The sequence below is a fragment of the Hyphomicrobium sp. genome (assembly GCF_041659645.1).
In the GTDB taxonomy this organism is placed as follows: Bacteria; Pseudomonadota; Alphaproteobacteria; order Rhizobiales; family Hyphomicrobiaceae; genus Hyphomicrobium_B.
Map to the genome: position 1 here is coordinate 854,786 of NZ_JBAZXX010000002.1, position 14,803 is coordinate 869,588.

General features: G+C 59.7%; 14 protein-coding genes and 1 tRNA gene. 10 read left to right on the top strand and 5 right to left on the bottom strand.

The window, feature by feature from the left end:
• Positions 1 to 62 precede the first annotated feature (62 nt).
• The 3 genes from fumC to WC811_RS09075 all read left to right on the top strand — a co-directional run bounded on the left by fumC (position 63) and on the right by WC811_RS09075 (position 2,117).
• Positions 63 to 1,454, top strand: coding sequence for a class II fumarate hydratase (gene fumC, locus WC811_RS09065; RefSeq protein WP_372643297.1), 1,392 nt, complete (start codon positions 63 to 65; stop codon positions 1,452 to 1,454).
• A 199-nt stretch (positions 1,455 to 1,653) separates the two neighbouring features.
• A complete protein-coding gene (locus tag WC811_RS09070; RefSeq protein WP_372643298.1) occupies positions 1,654 to 1,887 on the top strand; it encodes a DUF4169 family protein in 234 nt (77 codons plus the stop codon).
• The gene (locus tag WC811_RS09075) at positions 1,887 to 2,117 is read left to right on the top strand and encodes a ribbon-helix-helix domain-containing protein (protein WP_372643300.1); all 231 of its coding nucleotides are present in this window, start codon (positions 1,887 to 1,889) and stop codon (positions 2,115 to 2,117) included. Before WC811_RS09070 ends, WC811_RS09075 begins: the two co-directional genes overlap by 1 nt.
• 6 nt (positions 2,118 to 2,123) lie before the next feature.
• Here the strand turns inward: WC811_RS09075 and WC811_RS09080 are convergent, their stop codons facing one another.
• Both WC811_RS09080 and WC811_RS09085 read right to left on the bottom strand, forming a co-directional pair.
• A complete protein-coding gene (locus WC811_RS09080) occupies positions 2,124 to 2,372 on the bottom strand; it encodes a hypothetical protein (protein WP_372643303.1) in 249 nt (82 codons plus the stop codon).
• A 112-nt stretch (positions 2,373 to 2,484) separates the two neighbouring features.
• Positions 2,485 to 2,940 carry a hypothetical protein gene (locus WC811_RS09085; protein WP_372643305.1) on the bottom strand — a complete coding sequence of 152 codons (456 nt, stop codon included), beginning with the start codon at positions 2,938 to 2,940 and terminating at the stop codon, positions 2,485 to 2,487.
• Positions 2,941 to 3,358: 418 nt separating this feature from the next.
• On the opposite strand from WC811_RS09085, the gene WC811_RS09090 reads away from it, so the two are divergent.
• The 3 genes from WC811_RS09090 (at position 3,359) to infA (ending at position 4,697) form a co-directional block, all read left to right on the top strand.
• Positions 3,359 to 3,811 (top strand): YcbK family protein, encoded by a 453-nt coding sequence (locus WC811_RS09090; RefSeq protein WP_372643308.1) that lies wholly within the window; start codon positions 3,359 to 3,361, stop codon positions 3,809 to 3,811.
• 301 nt (positions 3,812 to 4,112) lie between these two features.
• Complete coding sequence (locus WC811_RS09095; protein ID WP_372643311.1) at positions 4,113 to 4,319, top strand: cold-shock protein; 207 nt, start codon at positions 4,113 to 4,115, stop codon at positions 4,317 to 4,319.
• Between the two features lie 90 nt (positions 4,320 to 4,409).
• Positions 4,410 to 4,697 carry a translation initiation factor IF-1 gene (gene infA, locus WC811_RS09100; RefSeq protein ID WP_372643313.1) on the top strand — a complete coding sequence of 96 codons (288 nt, stop codon included), beginning with the start codon at positions 4,410 to 4,412 and terminating at the stop codon, positions 4,695 to 4,697.
• Positions 4,698 to 4,762: 65 nt separating this feature from the next.
• Here the strand turns inward: infA and WC811_RS09105 are convergent, their stop codons facing one another.
• Positions 4,763 to 6,064, bottom strand: coding sequence for an NTP/NDP exchange transporter (locus tag WC811_RS09105; protein ID WP_372643316.1), 1,302 nt, complete (start codon positions 6,062 to 6,064; stop codon positions 4,763 to 4,765).
• Positions 6,065 to 6,342: 278 nt separating this feature from the next.
• Between WC811_RS09105 and WC811_RS09110 the strand changes: the two genes are divergently transcribed.
• Both WC811_RS09110 and WC811_RS09115 read left to right on the top strand, forming a co-directional pair.
• Positions 6,343 to 7,725 carry a polyhydroxyalkanoate depolymerase gene (locus tag WC811_RS09110; protein ID WP_372643319.1) on the top strand — a complete coding sequence of 461 codons (1,383 nt, stop codon included), beginning with the start codon at positions 6,343 to 6,345 and terminating at the stop codon, positions 7,723 to 7,725.
• 52 nt (positions 7,726 to 7,777) lie between these two features.
• On the top strand, positions 7,778 to 8,251 hold the full coding sequence (locus WC811_RS09115; RefSeq protein WP_372643322.1) for an MgtC/SapB family protein: 474 nt from the start codon (positions 7,778 to 7,780) through the stop codon (positions 8,249 to 8,251).
• On the opposite strand, the gene polA is transcribed toward WC811_RS09115, so the two are convergent.
• Complete coding sequence (polA, locus tag WC811_RS09120) at positions 8,248 to 11,232, bottom strand: DNA polymerase I (protein WP_372643324.1); 2,985 nt, start codon at positions 11,230 to 11,232, stop codon at positions 8,248 to 8,250. The genes WC811_RS09115 and polA overlap by 4 nt on opposite strands.
• A gap of 255 nt (positions 11,233 to 11,487) precedes the next feature.
• Between polA and WC811_RS09125 the strand changes: the two genes are divergently transcribed.
• Both WC811_RS09125 and WC811_RS09130 read left to right on the top strand, forming a co-directional pair.
• Positions 11,488 to 11,805 (top strand): hypothetical protein, encoded by a 318-nt coding sequence (locus WC811_RS09125; protein WP_372643326.1) that lies wholly within the window; start codon positions 11,488 to 11,490, stop codon positions 11,803 to 11,805.
• 140 nt (positions 11,806 to 11,945) lie between these two features.
• Positions 11,946 to 12,022: transfer RNA gene (locus WC811_RS09130), tRNA-Arg, on the top strand.
• Between the two features lie 268 nt (positions 12,023 to 12,290).
• Here WC811_RS09130 and WC811_RS09135 read toward each other — a convergent pair.
• Positions 12,291 to 14,639: a methyl-accepting chemotaxis protein gene (locus WC811_RS09135; RefSeq protein ID WP_372643329.1), complete on the bottom strand. Its 2,349-nt coding sequence runs from the start codon at positions 14,637 to 14,639 to the stop codon at positions 12,291 to 12,293.
• Positions 14,640 to 14,803 lie beyond the last annotated feature (164 nt).

Sequence of the window (14,803 nt, forward strand, 5' to 3'; positions counted from 1 at the left end):
CCCATGCGCGACGAAGCTCGAATTCGGAGGCATCCGCGAACCAGCAACGGGACGAAGACACCATGACCAAGACGCGCACAGAAACCGATACGTTCGGCCCCCTCGAAGTCGCGGCCGACCGGTACTGGGGCGCTCAGGCCCAGCGCAGTCTCGGCAATTTTAAGATCGGCTGGGAAAAGCAACCGGCCGCGATTGTGCGCGCGCTCGGCATCGTCAAGCGAGCGGCGGCCGAGACGAACATGGCGCTCGGCAGGCTCGATGCCAAAATCGGTGACACGATCGTCAAGGCGTCGCAGGAGGTCATCGAGGGTAAGCTCGACGATCATTTCCCGCTCGTCGTCTGGCAGACGGGCTCGGGCACGCAATCGAACATGAACGCCAACGAGGTCATCTCGAACCGCGCGATCGAGATGCTCGGCGGCGAGATGGGTTCGAAGAAGCCGGTGCATCCGAACGACCACGTCAATATGAGCCAGTCGTCGAATGACACCTATCCGACGGCGATGCATATCGCGTGCTCGGAGGAAGTCGTGAACCGGCTGATTCCGGCGCTGCAGAAACTGCGGAACCTGCTGGACGATAAAGCGCGGGCTTGGGCGAACATCATCAAAATCGGCCGCACGCACACGCAGGATGCGACGCCGCTGACGCTCGGCCAGGAATTTTCGGGCTACGCGTGCCAAGTCGAAAACGGTATCGCGCGCATCGAGCAGACGCTGCCGAAGCTCATGGAACTGGCGCAGGGCGGCACGGCGGTGGGCACCGGCCTCAACGCACCCGTCGGCTTTGCGGAGATGGTTGCGGAGCGGATCTCAGCGATCACGCAGATGCCTTTCAAGACGGCGCCGAACAAGTTCGAGGCGCTGGCCGCGCACGACGCCATGGTCTTTTCGCACGGCGCGATCAATACGGTCGCGGCATCGCTGTTCAAGATCGCGAACGACATCCGGCTTCTCGGTTCGGGTCCACGCTCGGGCCTCGGCGAACTTTCGCTGCCGGAAAATGAGCCGGGCTCATCGATCATGCCGGGCAAGGTTAACCCGACTCAGTGCGAAGCGCTGACGCAGGTCTGCATCCAGATCTTCGGCAACAATGCCGCGATCTCATTCGCCGGCAGCCAGGGTCATTTCGAACTCAATGTCTACAATCCGGTCATGGCCTACAACTTCCTGCAGTCGGTTCGCTTGATGAGCGACGCGGCCGTATCGTTCGCCGACAACTGTGTCGCCGGCATTGAGCCGCGGGAAGACAACATCAAGGCGGGACTCGAGCGTTCGTTAATGCTTGTGACGGCGCTCGCTCCGAAGATCGGCTATGACAACGCTGCGAAAATCGCGAAAACGGCACACAAAAAGGGGACGACGCTGCGCGAAGAAGCCGTCGGCGGCGGTTACGTGACGGACAAAGAGTTCGACGAGATCGTGCGCCCCGAGAAGATGATCGGACCCGAATAAGATCTTCGAATGCGCCACTCTGCGCGCGGTCGAGGCCGTGCGCAGGAGGCCTCTGTGAACCAACGCTGAAGCACGAAGCGTTGCGACCGAACGGCACTCGGCCGAATAAAATGCACTACGATGTTTGACGGGTTTGTGTAGGTGCTCCTAAAATGGCAGAAAGCAGGATGCGATTTGCATCCTTTGCGGAGAGCATTTTATGACCGCCGAGATCATCAATCTCAATAAGGTTCGTAAAGCCCGCGAGCGCGCCGATCGCGAACGCGAAGCGCACGAGAACCGGCTTAAGTACGGACAATCGAAGTCCGAGCGCAGCCTTGCCGACACCCAACACCGCAAGTCGCAAGGCGAACTTGACGGCGCCCGGCGAGACGATAAAGCTCCAGCAGCCACGGATGATGTCGACGACATCGATCCCAGCAACGCCTCGTAATGAGGCCTGAGAAGCGTTCGTTCTCGATCCAGGGGCATCGTACGTCCGTTTCGCTCGAAACCGCGTTTTGGCTCGAACTCAAAGACGCCGCCGCCGAAGACGGTGTGACACTCGCGGGGCTGATCAACACCATCGACAAAACGCGTGGTGCAGCGGGCTTATCGAGCGCAGTACGCGTGTGGCTTCTTGAGCGCCTGAAGGCACGAGCCGCCGGGAAGGCTAAAGCCTAGGCGCGGTCACCCTCTGTTTTTTTGGTGGCGCTCGCGAAAGTCGATGTCGGGCGGGCGCGAGGAGCCGGTATCGCACCAGGGGTTGCCGTAGTAGCCGAAGCGGCCGTTGATGGGCGTGCAATCGCGTTCGACCCGCGGCTGCGGTTTTCTCCAGGAATGCTTGATTTTGGCGGGCGGCAGTTGATCCGCCAAGACCGGGGCGCAAACGGAAAACGCTGAAAGCGCTACAATCAGAGCGATAAACGAACGGCGCATTCCGACCTTTCCGAGAAGCTTCAGCGGCACGGCCGACCGGGACCGGGGACCGTCACCTCACGACTCAGGTAGGCGCTGGCAACGCCGAACACCAGACGCGGCACAGAGAATGTTAGGGAGTACGTCCCCAGCTAAAGAGGCCATAGAGCCACGCCGTCACCGCCCCAAAGCCGGCCGATATGCAAAGGATCGGGACGATCTCGCTGACGTTGGCCTGAAGCAAGGGCGACGGCAGATGCGCCAGATGGGGAACAACGATGAAAGCGCCGATGAGTCCCGGTCCAAACAGTCCGAGAATGGCGCCGCGGATCGTCATCATGCCGATCGGCTTCCATCCGAGGATGAGGCCGAAAAGCGCGCCCCAAAGCCCGGCGGTGATGGCGCTCCCAACCAGCCACGGCAGCACAAGCTGTGGCATCAGCAGGCTCGGCATCGGACGAAGACTCCAAGGCTCGGCGTCCCAGCCGGTCCAATAATGGACGAAGAGCCAACTGATCGCCTCTTGCACCGTTGCCGCTGCGATTACCCCGGCGAGAAAGCCCAAGATAAGACTCTTCAAGGCATTCATGGTCGTGTCCCCTTCCCGATGTCCCCTATTTTTCGCGACGAGCCCCGCTACTTTCTTGCTACTCCGCTTAGCGAAGCGAATCCATTGCCCGGTGCTCGAAATACAGATTTCCGGTGGAGGTTGTCCGCATGGAGCAACGGTTCTGCTCCGCTTGAGATGACCGGCCTCATTTTTGCCCATCCCATCCTGCTTTCAGAGCGCGCCGCTCGACGGTGCCGGTTATCCACAGGATGGGCACCCATAATCTCGGATGAGATTTTGAATTGAGGCGGCGCGTCGGGGGGCTGGCGCTCGCGGTTCCCCTTTTCATCCAATCGCTTGACTGTTCGAGCTTTCAGCTCGCCAGCAGCCGCTTCCAAACGGAGCGGACAGGATTCGGTCGGGCCTTTTTCATCATTGAACAAAACGAGGAATTCCCATGCGTAAGGGAACGATTGCTGTGCTTTCTCTTGTACTTGCCGGAACGACAGCGGGTGTCGCGGATGCCAGAACGTACACCGACGACGGCTACCGGTACAAAGATCGGGCGATGACCAGCCGCAATATTTCGGGCCTGTCAGGTACATCGACTGCGTGTCTAACATCTGCGGCTCGCAACCTCCTCGGGCGGATCCGCTCGCAATTCGGCAACCTCGAGATCGTCTCGACCTGTCGTCCAGGTGCCAGGATCGCCGGCACAAGAACACCTTCGAAACATGCCTCGGGTCAAGCGATCGACTTCCGCGTTCCGGGCCGGAAAGCCGAAGTGGTCCGCTGGCTGATCGCGAACGATCGCATAGGAGGCATCATGACCTACCGGGACATGGATCACATCCACGTCGATGTCGGCCCGCGCTTCGTTGCGCTCAACGCTGCAAGCGGGCGCACTTGAAGGCCGAAGGCGGGACTGTCAATTCCCGCCTTCCATTACCCATCCGGACGTCGTAAATGGTTAGCGGAAGGGATCGGAAACAGCCTGCATTTCAAGGCGATCCGGCCGGTCGACGCGGACTTCAGAGAGCCTGCGACGATCTTGCCTTTCTCACTGGAGCAAGGCATATAGATCGCCATCGAACACGCCTTGGCTCACTCTTCGACAGCGCTACCGCCTGCCCTAAGACGTCTCCATCGCGCGATTTGATTAGCCTCCGGCTATTATGCCGGAGAATTCATGTTTGCTTTGGAGGCAATTGATGTCGAACGGGACGGTGAAGTGGTTCAATGGTCAGAAGGGCTATGGTTTTATTCAGCCGGAAGAAGGTGGCACCGACGTGTTCGTCCACATTTCGGCTGTTGAACGCGCAGGTCTTCAGTCGCTTCGCGAAGGCCAGAAGATCTACTTCGAAACCGAACGTGGACGTAATGGCAAGATCGCTGCCATAAACCTTCGTCCGCTCTAAGGTTTTCGAAACCACTTCCACTCTTGCGGGGAGCAGATCGTCTGCTCCCCGCTTTTCTTATTTGGTAGTCAAACAACGTTCGGAGATCGAATGGCGAAAGAAGAAATGCTCGAGTTCGAGGGTGTGGTGGATGAAGTTCTGCCAGATGCCCGCTGCCGCGTGAAACTCGACAATGGGCATGAAGTGATCGCCTACACATCCGGCCGCATGAAGAAGAACCGCATCCGCATTCTCGCGGGCGACCGCGTGACCGTCGAGATGACGCCTTACGATTTAACCAAGGGACGCATCAACTTCCGTCACAAGGATGGACGTCCGGCAGGCGAAGGCCCACCGCGCACGGGTGGCAGCGGACCGCAGCGCCGAGGCGGACGGTGATTGGCGCACCCAATCCCGCCTCCTGACGTCACGATGCGTTTTATGTTCCGACCGCTTCACGCCGCCTAAGCGCGATCTTCGAATTCCGCGGCACGACGCCGATGATCAGCGCCGAGCTGCTGCGCGATCCAGGCCCAAGCGACGACAAGCGGAACGGCGACGGCACCCGTCGCGCTTGCCGCAAATCCCAGGCCTCCGCCCAGAAGGGAATAAAGCCATCCGGATGTCGCGTCGCCGCCGCGGAATACGACGGTGTCGATGAAGTTCTGCACCTTGTATTTCTCGTCCGGCGTCGCGAGCGTGTAGATGATCTTGATCGCGGGATTGGCGAGCGAAAATGCGGCGATGCGTTCGGCGACCATCACGGTGGCGACAATGCCGAGCGCTGGATCAAACGTAAGCAAAAACGTGCCGAGCGCGCCTGTGACCGGCAGGGCGAGCAAAGCGACCGTCACGCCGAAACGCTTTAGAATGCGCGCCGTGCCGAAGACCTCGATCAGCAGCGTCGCGATGCTGACAACAAGATCGCGGCCAGAGAAGAACAACACGCGATTGGCGCTGCCGTCGATCGATGTCGCGACGAGGCGCGCCTGCTCAAGATAGAAGAACGTGCCGATCACGTTCGCGATGAAGATAAAAAGCGCGATGCGCGCGAACAACGGCGTCGTGAAAACCTTGATGGCGCCATCGAGAATGCCGCCGCCGCCAGGCTCGGTTTCGGCATCGATTGCTTCCGGTGGTTTGATACGGCGCAAAAGCAAGCTCGCGCTCATCGCGGCAATCAACAGTGCCGCCGAGACGAGCATCAGATCGACTGGCGCAAAGATGCGGACGAGGCCTTGCGTCAGTAGCGGTCCGGCAAGGGCGCCGGCTGTGCCGCCTGCGGAAATGAAGCCATAGAGCCGCTTCGCCGCGTCATGCGACCAGAGCTCGGACATCAAGCTCCAGAACAGCGATACGACGAAGAGATTGAAAACGCTTCCCCAGATGAAGAACGTCGCCAGCGTCGCGCGATTTTCGGGAGCGGCCTTCATCACGAACCAGAACGCGACAAGGTTCAAGGCGAAGAAAGCGTAGATCGACGGCAGCACATAGCGGCGAGGAAAACGCGTCGCGACGAAGCCAAAGAGCGGCACCAGCAGAAGCATCACGAAGAAGACCACTGTGAAAAGCTGATGCAGCGCGTCTTTCCCCAGCGCCACGCCAATTTCATCGCGCACAGGCCGCACGATGTAATACGCGGAGAGCAATGCGAAAAACATGGCGAAGGACGCGACGAGCGCTGTGATCTCGCCGGGTTCGACGTTGACGAATCGGCGCAGCCAGGAATGAGCAGCGAGCGATGGTGGGGATTTCTCAGTCGACATCGTTCGTCCGCGCTTCGGCTCGCGTAGCCGTATCGGCCTGAGCGGGAACAATCAATACGGGCGGTGCGTCACAAGGATGATGCGCTGCAACGATGGGAGGCGACTTATGGACAGTGTACCTTTCCTGCCCAGGTGTGCTCTTTCGTTAGGCACATGAAGTATTTCTAGATTGTGACGATGTGTAATCGTTCTATACTTATGCAATGCAGCAACAACGGTTGCAGTGCGATCTTGGCGCTTCGGAGAAAGCACCTATAAAACAAAGGCTTGGGAACGATATGAACTATTATGCCTATGAAATGGCCCATGCGTTCATGTCACCGGTTCGATTCGGCGTTCAGGCCCTGCGGCAGACGCTCGGGTGGCCACTCAATCCGGCCGGGTATACGACAGCCGGTAAGAACATGATTGCGGCCTGCGAGGTGTTCGAAAACATCACGCGACGCTACGGCAAGCCCGAATTCGGGATCAAGAGCATTCAGCTCGCCGGACTCAAGGTCGCGATCCGCGAGGAGGTCGTCGCCTCCAAGCCCTTCTGCAATCTCCTCCATTTCCAGCGCGATGAAGCCGATACCGGCAAACGGTACGATCCGAAGGTTTTGATCGTGGCGCCAATGTCCGGCCATTACTCGACGCTATTGCGCGGCACGGTCGAAGCCATGCTGCCGGAGCACGACGTTTACATCACCGACTGGTCGGACGCGCGCAACGTGCCGCTCGCGGCCGGACGTTTCGATTTTGACGATTTCGTCGATTACCTGATCGACTTCGTGCAGTTCATAGGGACGAACACACACGTTATCGCGGTGTGCCAGCCGGCCGTCCCCGCTCTCGTCGCCGCGGCCGTGATGGCAGCCCGCAACGACGTATCTCAGCCAGCCTCGCTGGTGCTGATGGGCGGCCCGATCGACACACGGCGCAATCCAACGAAGGTCAACGATCTCGCTGCCGCGAAATCGCTCGCGTGGTTCGAGAGCAACGTGATCTCGACCGTGCCGTTCCCGCATGCAGGGTTCATGCGGCCCGTCTATCCGGGTTTCATGCAGCTCACGGGGTTCATGACGATGAACCTCGAACGGCACATGAACGCGCACGTCGATCTCTTCAACAATCTGGTCAAGGGCGACTGCGACAGCGTCAACCAGCATCAGACGTTCTACGAAGAATATCTGTCGGTGATGGACCTCACCGCCGAGTTCTATCTGCAGACCGTCCAGACCGTATTCCAGGATCATCTGCTTCCCGACAAAAAGCTGATGCACCGTGGCACGCTCGTTGACTGCTCGGCGATACAAAAGACGGCTCTCATGACCGTCGAGGGTGAGCGCGACGACATCTGCGGCCTCGGGCAAACGGAAGCGGCTCACGATCTGTGCGTCGGCGTGCCGACGGACGAGCAGGTGCATTACGTGCAGCAGGGCGTCGGCCATTACGGCGTGTTCAACGGCACGCGTTGGCGCACGGAAATTCAGCCGCGCATCCGCGAGTTCATTCGCACCATCAACTACAAGCGCCTGACGGGCGGCCAAAGCACGAAGATGCCGAAGCCCTACCGGGTCTTGAAAGACGCGCCGGACGTCGCGCCCGATTGGCGGGCCAAAGCAAACGGCGCCTTAAACAGCGTCAACGGCAAGCACCCGCCAGCGGCGGCCGGCGAATAAATTCGCGCGAAGGCATTTTGCGCTAACCCGGTCCTTGCTAGGTTGGTGTACCATGACCATTCCTCCCGACCATGAAGTCGTATTGCGCTTGGTGACCGCCGTGCTCTGCGGCGGTTTTATCGGGCTTGAACGCGATCTCCGGCGCATGCCGACGGGCTTCCGGACGATGGCAATCGTCAGCCTCGGAGCCTGCGTTGCGGCCATCGCGGGCGTTCGGCACGGCGATACGGATGGGTTCAGCCGCATCGCACAGGGCGTCGTCACCGGCATCGGCTTCCTCGGCGCCGGCGTCATCCTGCAGCATAATAACATCCACCACGTCAAAGGTCTGACGACGGCCGCCGCGATATGGCTGACCGCCGCCATCGGGCTGATGTGCGGCATTGGCGAACTCAAGCTCGCGATCGTCGCGACGGCGCTCGCCATCGCCGTGCTCTTGCTCGATTACTTCGGTTCGCGCCTCTGGCCGAAGCTGCCGAAATCGGAATCTGTGGAAGACGAATTCACACCCCGCGACGGAGATTAGTGCGCTTCGTCCCAGTTGTTGGCGGCCTTCGCATCGACGTGGATCGGCACGGACAGCTTGATCGCGGGCTCGGCGGCGGTTTCCATGACGTGGCGTGCGGTCTTGATCAGCGCCTCGGCGTCGCCTTCCGCAACCTCGAAGACAAGTTCGTCGTGAACTTGCAGCAACATCCGCGCGGATGAGAGCTTGGCGTCATCAAGGGCGGCCGGCATCCGGATCATCGCGCGCCTGATGATGTCGGCGGCGGAACCCTGGATCGGGGCGTTGATGGCGGCGCGCTCAAGGAATCCGCGCATCGACGGGTTCTTCGTGTTGATCTCGGGATAATGAATCCGCCGACCGAAGATGGTCTCGACGCGGCCGTGGGCGTGCGCCTCCTTCTTCGTGGCGTCCATGTAATCTCGGATACCCGGAAAGCGCTGGAAATACGTCCTGATATAGTCGCCCGCTTCCTCGCGGCTGATGCTCAGCTGGTTCGCGAGGCCGAACGCCGAGATGCCGTAGATGATGCCGAAGTTTATCGCCTTGGCGCGGCGGCGGACTTCGCTCGGCATGTCCTTTATGGGCACGCCGAACATTTCCGAGGCTGTCATGGCGTGAATATCGAGGCCGTCGGCGAAAGCTTTCTTCAATTGCGGGATGTCGGCGACGTGCGCCAGCACGCGCAGCTCAATCTGGGAGTAGTCGGCCGAGACGAGCTTCATGCCCTTGTCGGCTATGAAGGCCGTGCGAATTTCTCGGCCCTCCTTGGTGCGGATCGGAATGTTCTGCAGGTTCGGGTCGGACGAGGCGAGACGGCCCGTCGTCGTCGAAGCCAGCGCATAACTCGTGTGGATGCGACCGGTTTGTTGATTGATGAAGACCGGCAGCGCATCGGTGTAGGTGGATTTCAGCTTCATCATCTGCCGCCATTCGAGCATCGTGTTGATGAGACGGCGGGCATCGCCATGAAGGTCTTCATTGGCGGCGAGATCGTCGAGTAGATTGGCGCGCGTTTCCCACTGGCCGGTTTTCGTCCGCTTGCCACCCGGGAGTTTCAACTGGTCAAAAAGAAACTCGCCCAACTGCTTCGGCGAACCGAGATTGAACTTGTGGCCGGCGAGGCCATAAATCTCCTCTTCGAGCCGCACGGTGCGCTGTGCGAAGGCGCTCGACAGCCGAGAAAGAATATCGCGATCGACTTTGATCCCCGCGTTTTCCATCGCGACAATGACCGGCACGAGAGGACGTTCGAGCGTCTCGTAAACCGTCGCCATGCGCTCGGCCGCGAGGCGCGGCTTCAGGGCCATCCAGAGACGGAGCGTGATGTCTGCGTCTTCGGCTGCGTATTCGGTCGCCTTGTCGATGGGAACGCCCGCAAACGATTTGTCGGCCTTTTTCGCGCCCGGCGCATGCTCGATCACCTGCGAGAACGATAGGCAGCTGTGACCGAGATGGCGTTCGGCGAGAACATCCATGCCATGCTGGCCGCGGCCACCGTCGAGCGCATAGGACAGCAACAACGTGTCGTCGAACGGGGTCACCTCGACGCCGTAGCGTTTCAACACGAGGACATCGTATTTAATATTCTGGCCGATCTTCAGGATCGACGCGTCTTCGAGCAGCGGCTTCATGAGGGAGACCGCCTCGGCCGCTGAAAGCTGAGGCGGACGGCTGTCGTCGCCGGCGAAAAGATCTCCGCCGCCCGACTGATGGCCGACCGGAACGTAGCAAGCCTCTCCCGGCGTTACCGAGAGCGAAAATCCGACGAGATCGGCTTCCATGGCGCTCAGCCTCGACGTCTCGGTGTCGAAGGCGAAGCGTCCGGCTTTCTGCGCTTTTGCAACCCAGGCTTCGAGCTGCGCACGGGTCGTCACGGTTTCATAGCGAGACCGATCGACCGGTACGCCGCGCGCCAAAACCGATCCGGCGGCTGCCGCTGCGGCGGGCGTCGAATCTTCCGAGGCCGCCGCTTCCTCCAGCGCCTCAATTTTTTCGGAGAGATCCTGCGGCTTGGCCTTGATGCTCGCGCCGACCGAGACGGCAAGTGGCGGCGGCGCCTCGGCGCCCAAGCTCTCGGCGATGCGCTTCGTCAGCGTGTTGAATTCCATGGTGCGAAGGAACCCGAGCAGCGCATCAGCCTGCGGATCGCGGACGCCGAGCGCGTCGATTTCGGTGTCGAGCGGGACATCATCCTTCAGCAGCACGAGTTGGCGCGAGATGCGGGCCTGATCTGCGAACTCGACGAGCTTCTCGCGCCGTTTCGGTTGCTTGATTTCTCCGGCTTGAGCGAGAAGCGTCTCAAGATCGCCGTAGGTCGTGATGAGTTCCGCCGCCGTCTTGATGCCGATGCCGGGAACGCCGGGGACGTTATCGACCGAGTCCCCCGCGAGCGCCTGGACTTCGACGACCTTTTCGGGCGGCACGCCGAACTTCTCGATCACCTCGTCGCGGCCGATGCGCTTCGACTTCATGCCATCAAACATCGTGACGCCGGGGCGAACAAGTTGCATGAGGTCCTTATCGGAGGACACGATCGTGACGTCGCCGCCGGCATCGACCGCCAGCCTGGCGTAGGTCGCGATCAGATCGTCGGCCTCGTATCCGTCGCGCTCGATGCAGGCGACGTTGAAGGCTTTGACGGCATCGCGGATCAAGGGGAACTGCGGAACAAGCTCCTCTGGCGGCGGCGGCCTCTGCGCTTTGTATTGCGGATAAATGGCGTTGCGGAACGTCTCTCGCCCGGCATCGAAGATGACCGCGAAGTGCGTCGGGGCTTCCGACATCTTCGTTTCGCGCAGAAGTTTCCAGAGCATGGCGCAAAAGCCATGGACCGCGCCGACGGGAAGGCCATCGGACGGGCGAGTCAAAGGGGGAAGCGCGTGGAAGGCGCGGAAAATATAGCCCGATCCGTCGATCAGATAGACGTGGCTTCCTTTGGCGATCGGAACGACCTCCGCCGAGCCATTTCCTGAAAGAGATTCAACTTCGGTCTGCTGCATTTTTCTCTTCTGGCCATGAGGGAATCGATCGGAGGCGGCGGCGGTTCATCGTCTACAGGAATGTCGGGATATTGCCGCGGAATGTGCCCTCCATGGCGAAATCGCGGCCATTATCCCACGCTATCGGATCATTCTGGTCCTCAAGCCCGGCGTCCGTTGACAGCGGGCCGCCCTCGTGGCTGAAGTCCGCCGGTTCGTTATCTAGAATACCCGCCAGCAAAGTTGCAAATCGTGGCTCTTAGGAGAGTATTTGTCATGCGCACGCCCGTCAAATTCGCAGCCTTCGCCGTGACTGCCGCGGCCATGGCCGCCGGCTTCGGGGCCACCGACGCCAGTGCCCTTCCCCGCTGCCGCCCGGCGGTCGAAGGCATCGCTACCGCCACCGGTATTTTGGGCACCGGCTCCGAGAAGGCGCGGATCGAAGCGCGGGAAAACTGGAAGATCACCGTCAGACAGCTTTATGGGCCGCGTTACGCCGACTTCTGGAGCGCCCAGAACAAGCAATGGAACTGCGCAAAGGGCGCGATCCTGCTCGCGAAATGCGTCGTCGTCGCCAAGCCTTGCCGGTATTGAGCGTTCGCGCCCTCCGGCCGCGATCCGGGTGAGACGGCACGCCTCACCCCGATACCCCGTGGCATCGTATTCGGTGGCCCTCGGCCGCAACGCATGGTGTTTGCGGCTCACCGCCGAATGGGCTATCAGTCTCGCCCGAAGCACCCGTAGCTCAGCTGGATAGAGCGCTGCCCTCCGAAGGCAGAGGCCGCAGGTTCGAATCCTGCCGGGTGCGCCATTCTGGATTTTGGCCTATCTCGCCCCAGCATATACGCGTCGGCAGCTGGGTTTGGGGGAAGTTCAGAGAATTTCCTGCTTGGCTGTTCAATTGAGTTGGCCAACTGGCCGCATTAGTCAGGCCTATCGGCCCTCGGCCAATTGCCACTTAACGAGCGGCTTCTTTCAAGGCACCGGAAGTGGTCAAGAGCGAAGTTCCGCATTTGTGGCACGCTGGTTTCCTGAAAGCGGATTCATGTGATCCGCTCTCTCACGAGAATCGCGTTTCACTACGCAGCTCTAAGCTTCAGGTCGGCAGCCGACTGACCTGACGACGACGCCAATCGAAACTGACCGACAAGCCGGACCAATCTTTCAGCCTCTTCCGCTAGGCCCATGCTCACCGCTGTCGCTTCTTCCGCCATCGCCGTATTCTGTACGGTTGCCTTGTCGAGTTCAGCAACCATTGTGTTGGCTACTTGGAGGCTGGACGCCTGTCCTTGCGTGCGGCTCGAAATTTCAGAAATAATCGAAGCAATCTTGGCAACGCTACCGACGATGCAGTCAAGCGATTGGCCCGTCTCGTCGACGAGCTTCACACCTCTTGCGACAAGTTCGCTCGAATTGGTGATGAGTTGCTTGATCTCTTTCGCAGCTTCGGCGGAACGCTGAGCCAGCGCGCGAACCTCGGAAGCCACGACTGCAAATCCCCTGCCGGCATCTCCCGCTCGCGCAGCTTCAACGCCAGCGTTGAGCGCCAGAAGATTGGTCTGAAATGCGATTTCGTCGATGACACCGACGATCGTTTGAATCTGTGTCGACGATTTCTCAATATCGTTCATCGCGGAAACCGCTGAGCGGACGACTTCGCCACCTCCCTCGGCTTCCCTCCGCGCTGTTCCTGCAATTTCGCTCGCATGCTTCACATCGCCGGCCGTGGCATTGACGGTGGTGGTAACCTCGTCAAGGCGGCTCGCAGCCTCCTGGAGGTTTGCTGCCTGATGTTCGGTACGCCTTGAGAGTTCCTGCGACGCGCCTGATATTTCTCCACCACTTGATTTAATCGTATACGAACTCTCCGAGACATTTTTCAGGACTTGCGAAAGTTTCGCGACGGCTGAATTGAAGTCCAGCCGGAGTTGCTCGAACTCCGAGCTGAAGCGTGCATCGATGCGACAGGCTAAATTTCCGCCGGCGAGTTCATCGAGGCCTTTGCCAAGAGTCTTGATTGTCTGATCGATCATTTGCGCTTCGGCTGCTTTTTCCGCATCCCGGGCCGCTTGTGCCGATTCTCTTTCTTTCTCACGGGTTTGGCGCTCCGCTTCCTTTTCGGCCTCCCGCGCCGAGCGCTCGGATTCCTTTTCGGCCTCGCGATTGCGGCGCTCATTTTCGGCCATGATTTCGAGCTCGCGAGCTTTTCTGCCATTATCTTTGAAGATCTGTACCGCAGATGCCATCGCACCGATCTCGTCGCCGCGGGAGGTTCCTGCTACCGGTGTGTCCAGATCGCCGTCGGCGAGGCGGCGCATGCTCTCCTTCAGTCTGCTCAACGGGCGCGTGATGCTGAGCGCGACAAAGCCGCCAATGAGCAGCTGGAGAACCACGATGCAGATGCCCGCCAGACCCATCGAGCGGCTCATGCCAGTCACCGCCGATAATGCTTCTCCGGAGCTCTGCTGAGCATAGATATTCCATGGGGCGCCCAAGAAATCGACGCTCGTATTTGCCGACAGCAACGCGCCTGCGCCAGTGTTTGAGCTCCCCAAGGAGGAAATTCCCATCACTGACGCCGACTTCCCGGCCGTCTTCTCCGCTGCCAGCGGTGCATTCGTCCGAACGATCCCATCGCTTCCGACTGCGAATGTCTCTCCCGTCTGTCCGAGCCCGTCGCGGGCCGCAAACACGCGATCGAGGATCGAGGGCGAAATTTGGACGATAGCAAAGCCGACCTGCTCATCCTCCTGGGCTTGATCCATTGCGACGTTTGCTTTTTTGACGATAGGAGTGCCGATGAAGGCAGTGGGGTTATCGCCATTCACTGACGAAGAAGCGAAATCGAGAAATTTCGTCTCGCCTTTTTTTGCTGATTTCAACAGCGTCAAAATCTTGGTCAGCTGCGGGTTGGCTCCAGGTTCGCCGATTTTTTTGGCAAAATCGCCACCTTTGCGTGCGCTGTAGACGACACGGTCGTTTCGGTCGACCAATATGACGTCGTCATATCCACCCTCGGCCATGAGCGCGATAGCGATCGGATGGACTTTCGAATGCCGGACGCCGTAAATCGTGCCTGCCATTCCGCCGTCCAATTGCATCCGCTCCGTTTCGGTACCGGATGTGAAGTAGGAGAGATTTTTCTGGGCATCCTCCGAGGTGGAGCCGAGGGTCTCGGAGAGATCTTCGATATTCGTTGTGATTTCTTTTTGGCCCGCAAGATAGTGCATGTCGCCCCGCAGCTTATCGGCGACGAGTTCCAGGCTTGTCTTCCGAGATTGCGCCGCCAACATCAGCCGATGGGAAGCCGCATCGGTGAGCGCTTTGCGAGCCTCGGACCAGCCGATCACTCCTATGACCATTGCACTGAAAAGGCCCAAACCAACGATCGCGGCTGGAATACGAAATCGCAGCGTGCGGAATACCATTTCCAATTTTCTCCGAACTGAGTCGTGGGGCGATAATTTTGTTTTTTCCACATTAATGCTGAAGATCGAATTAAAGGTATTGTGCGCTACTTTTACGCGGTTTTTTCGAATGGCTTGGTTGCCATAGCGGATGCGATACAATTCCTCAGCGCGTGTCCCTTGGA

Excerpts from the sequence above, each read along its gene's own strand:
- fumC (WP_372643297.1), top strand. The coding sequence starts at position 63 with ATGACCAAGACGCGCACAGAAACCGATACGTTCGGCCCCCTCGAAGTC.
- WC811_RS09070 (WP_372643298.1), top strand. The coding sequence starts at position 1,654 with ATGACCGCCGAGATCATCAATCTCAATAAGGTTCGTAAAGCCCGCGAG.
- WC811_RS09075 (WP_372643300.1), top strand. The coding sequence starts at position 1,887 with ATGAGGCCTGAGAAGCGTTCGTTCTCGATCCAGGGGCATCGTACGTCC.
- WC811_RS09080 (WP_372643303.1), bottom strand. The coding sequence starts at position 2,372 with ATGCGCCGTTCGTTTATCGCTCTGATTGTAGCGCTTTCAGCGTTTTCC.
- WC811_RS09085 (WP_372643305.1), bottom strand. The coding sequence starts at position 2,940 with ATGAATGCCTTGAAGAGTCTTATCTTGGGCTTTCTCGCCGGGGTAATC.
- WC811_RS09090 (WP_372643308.1), top strand. The coding sequence starts at position 3,359 with ATGCGTAAGGGAACGATTGCTGTGCTTTCTCTTGTACTTGCCGGAACG.
- WC811_RS09095 (WP_372643311.1), top strand. The coding sequence starts at position 4,113 with ATGTCGAACGGGACGGTGAAGTGGTTCAATGGTCAGAAGGGCTATGGT.
- infA (WP_372643313.1), top strand. The coding sequence starts at position 4,410 with ATGGCGAAAGAAGAAATGCTCGAGTTCGAGGGTGTGGTGGATGAAGTT.
- WC811_RS09105 (WP_372643316.1), bottom strand. The coding sequence starts at position 6,064 with ATGTCGACTGAGAAATCCCCACCATCGCTCGCTGCTCATTCCTGGCTG.
- WC811_RS09110 (WP_372643319.1), top strand. The coding sequence starts at position 6,343 with ATGAACTATTATGCCTATGAAATGGCCCATGCGTTCATGTCACCGGTT.
- WC811_RS09115 (WP_372643322.1), top strand. The coding sequence starts at position 7,778 with ATGACCATTCCTCCCGACCATGAAGTCGTATTGCGCTTGGTGACCGCC.
- polA (WP_372643324.1), bottom strand. The coding sequence starts at position 11,232 with ATGCAGCAGACCGAAGTTGAATCTCTTTCAGGAAATGGCTCGGCGGAG.
- WC811_RS09125 (WP_372643326.1), top strand. The coding sequence starts at position 11,488 with ATGCGCACGCCCGTCAAATTCGCAGCCTTCGCCGTGACTGCCGCGGCC.
- WC811_RS09135 (WP_372643329.1), bottom strand. The coding sequence starts at position 14,639 with ATGGTATTCCGCACGCTGCGATTTCGTATTCCAGCCGCGATCGTTGGT.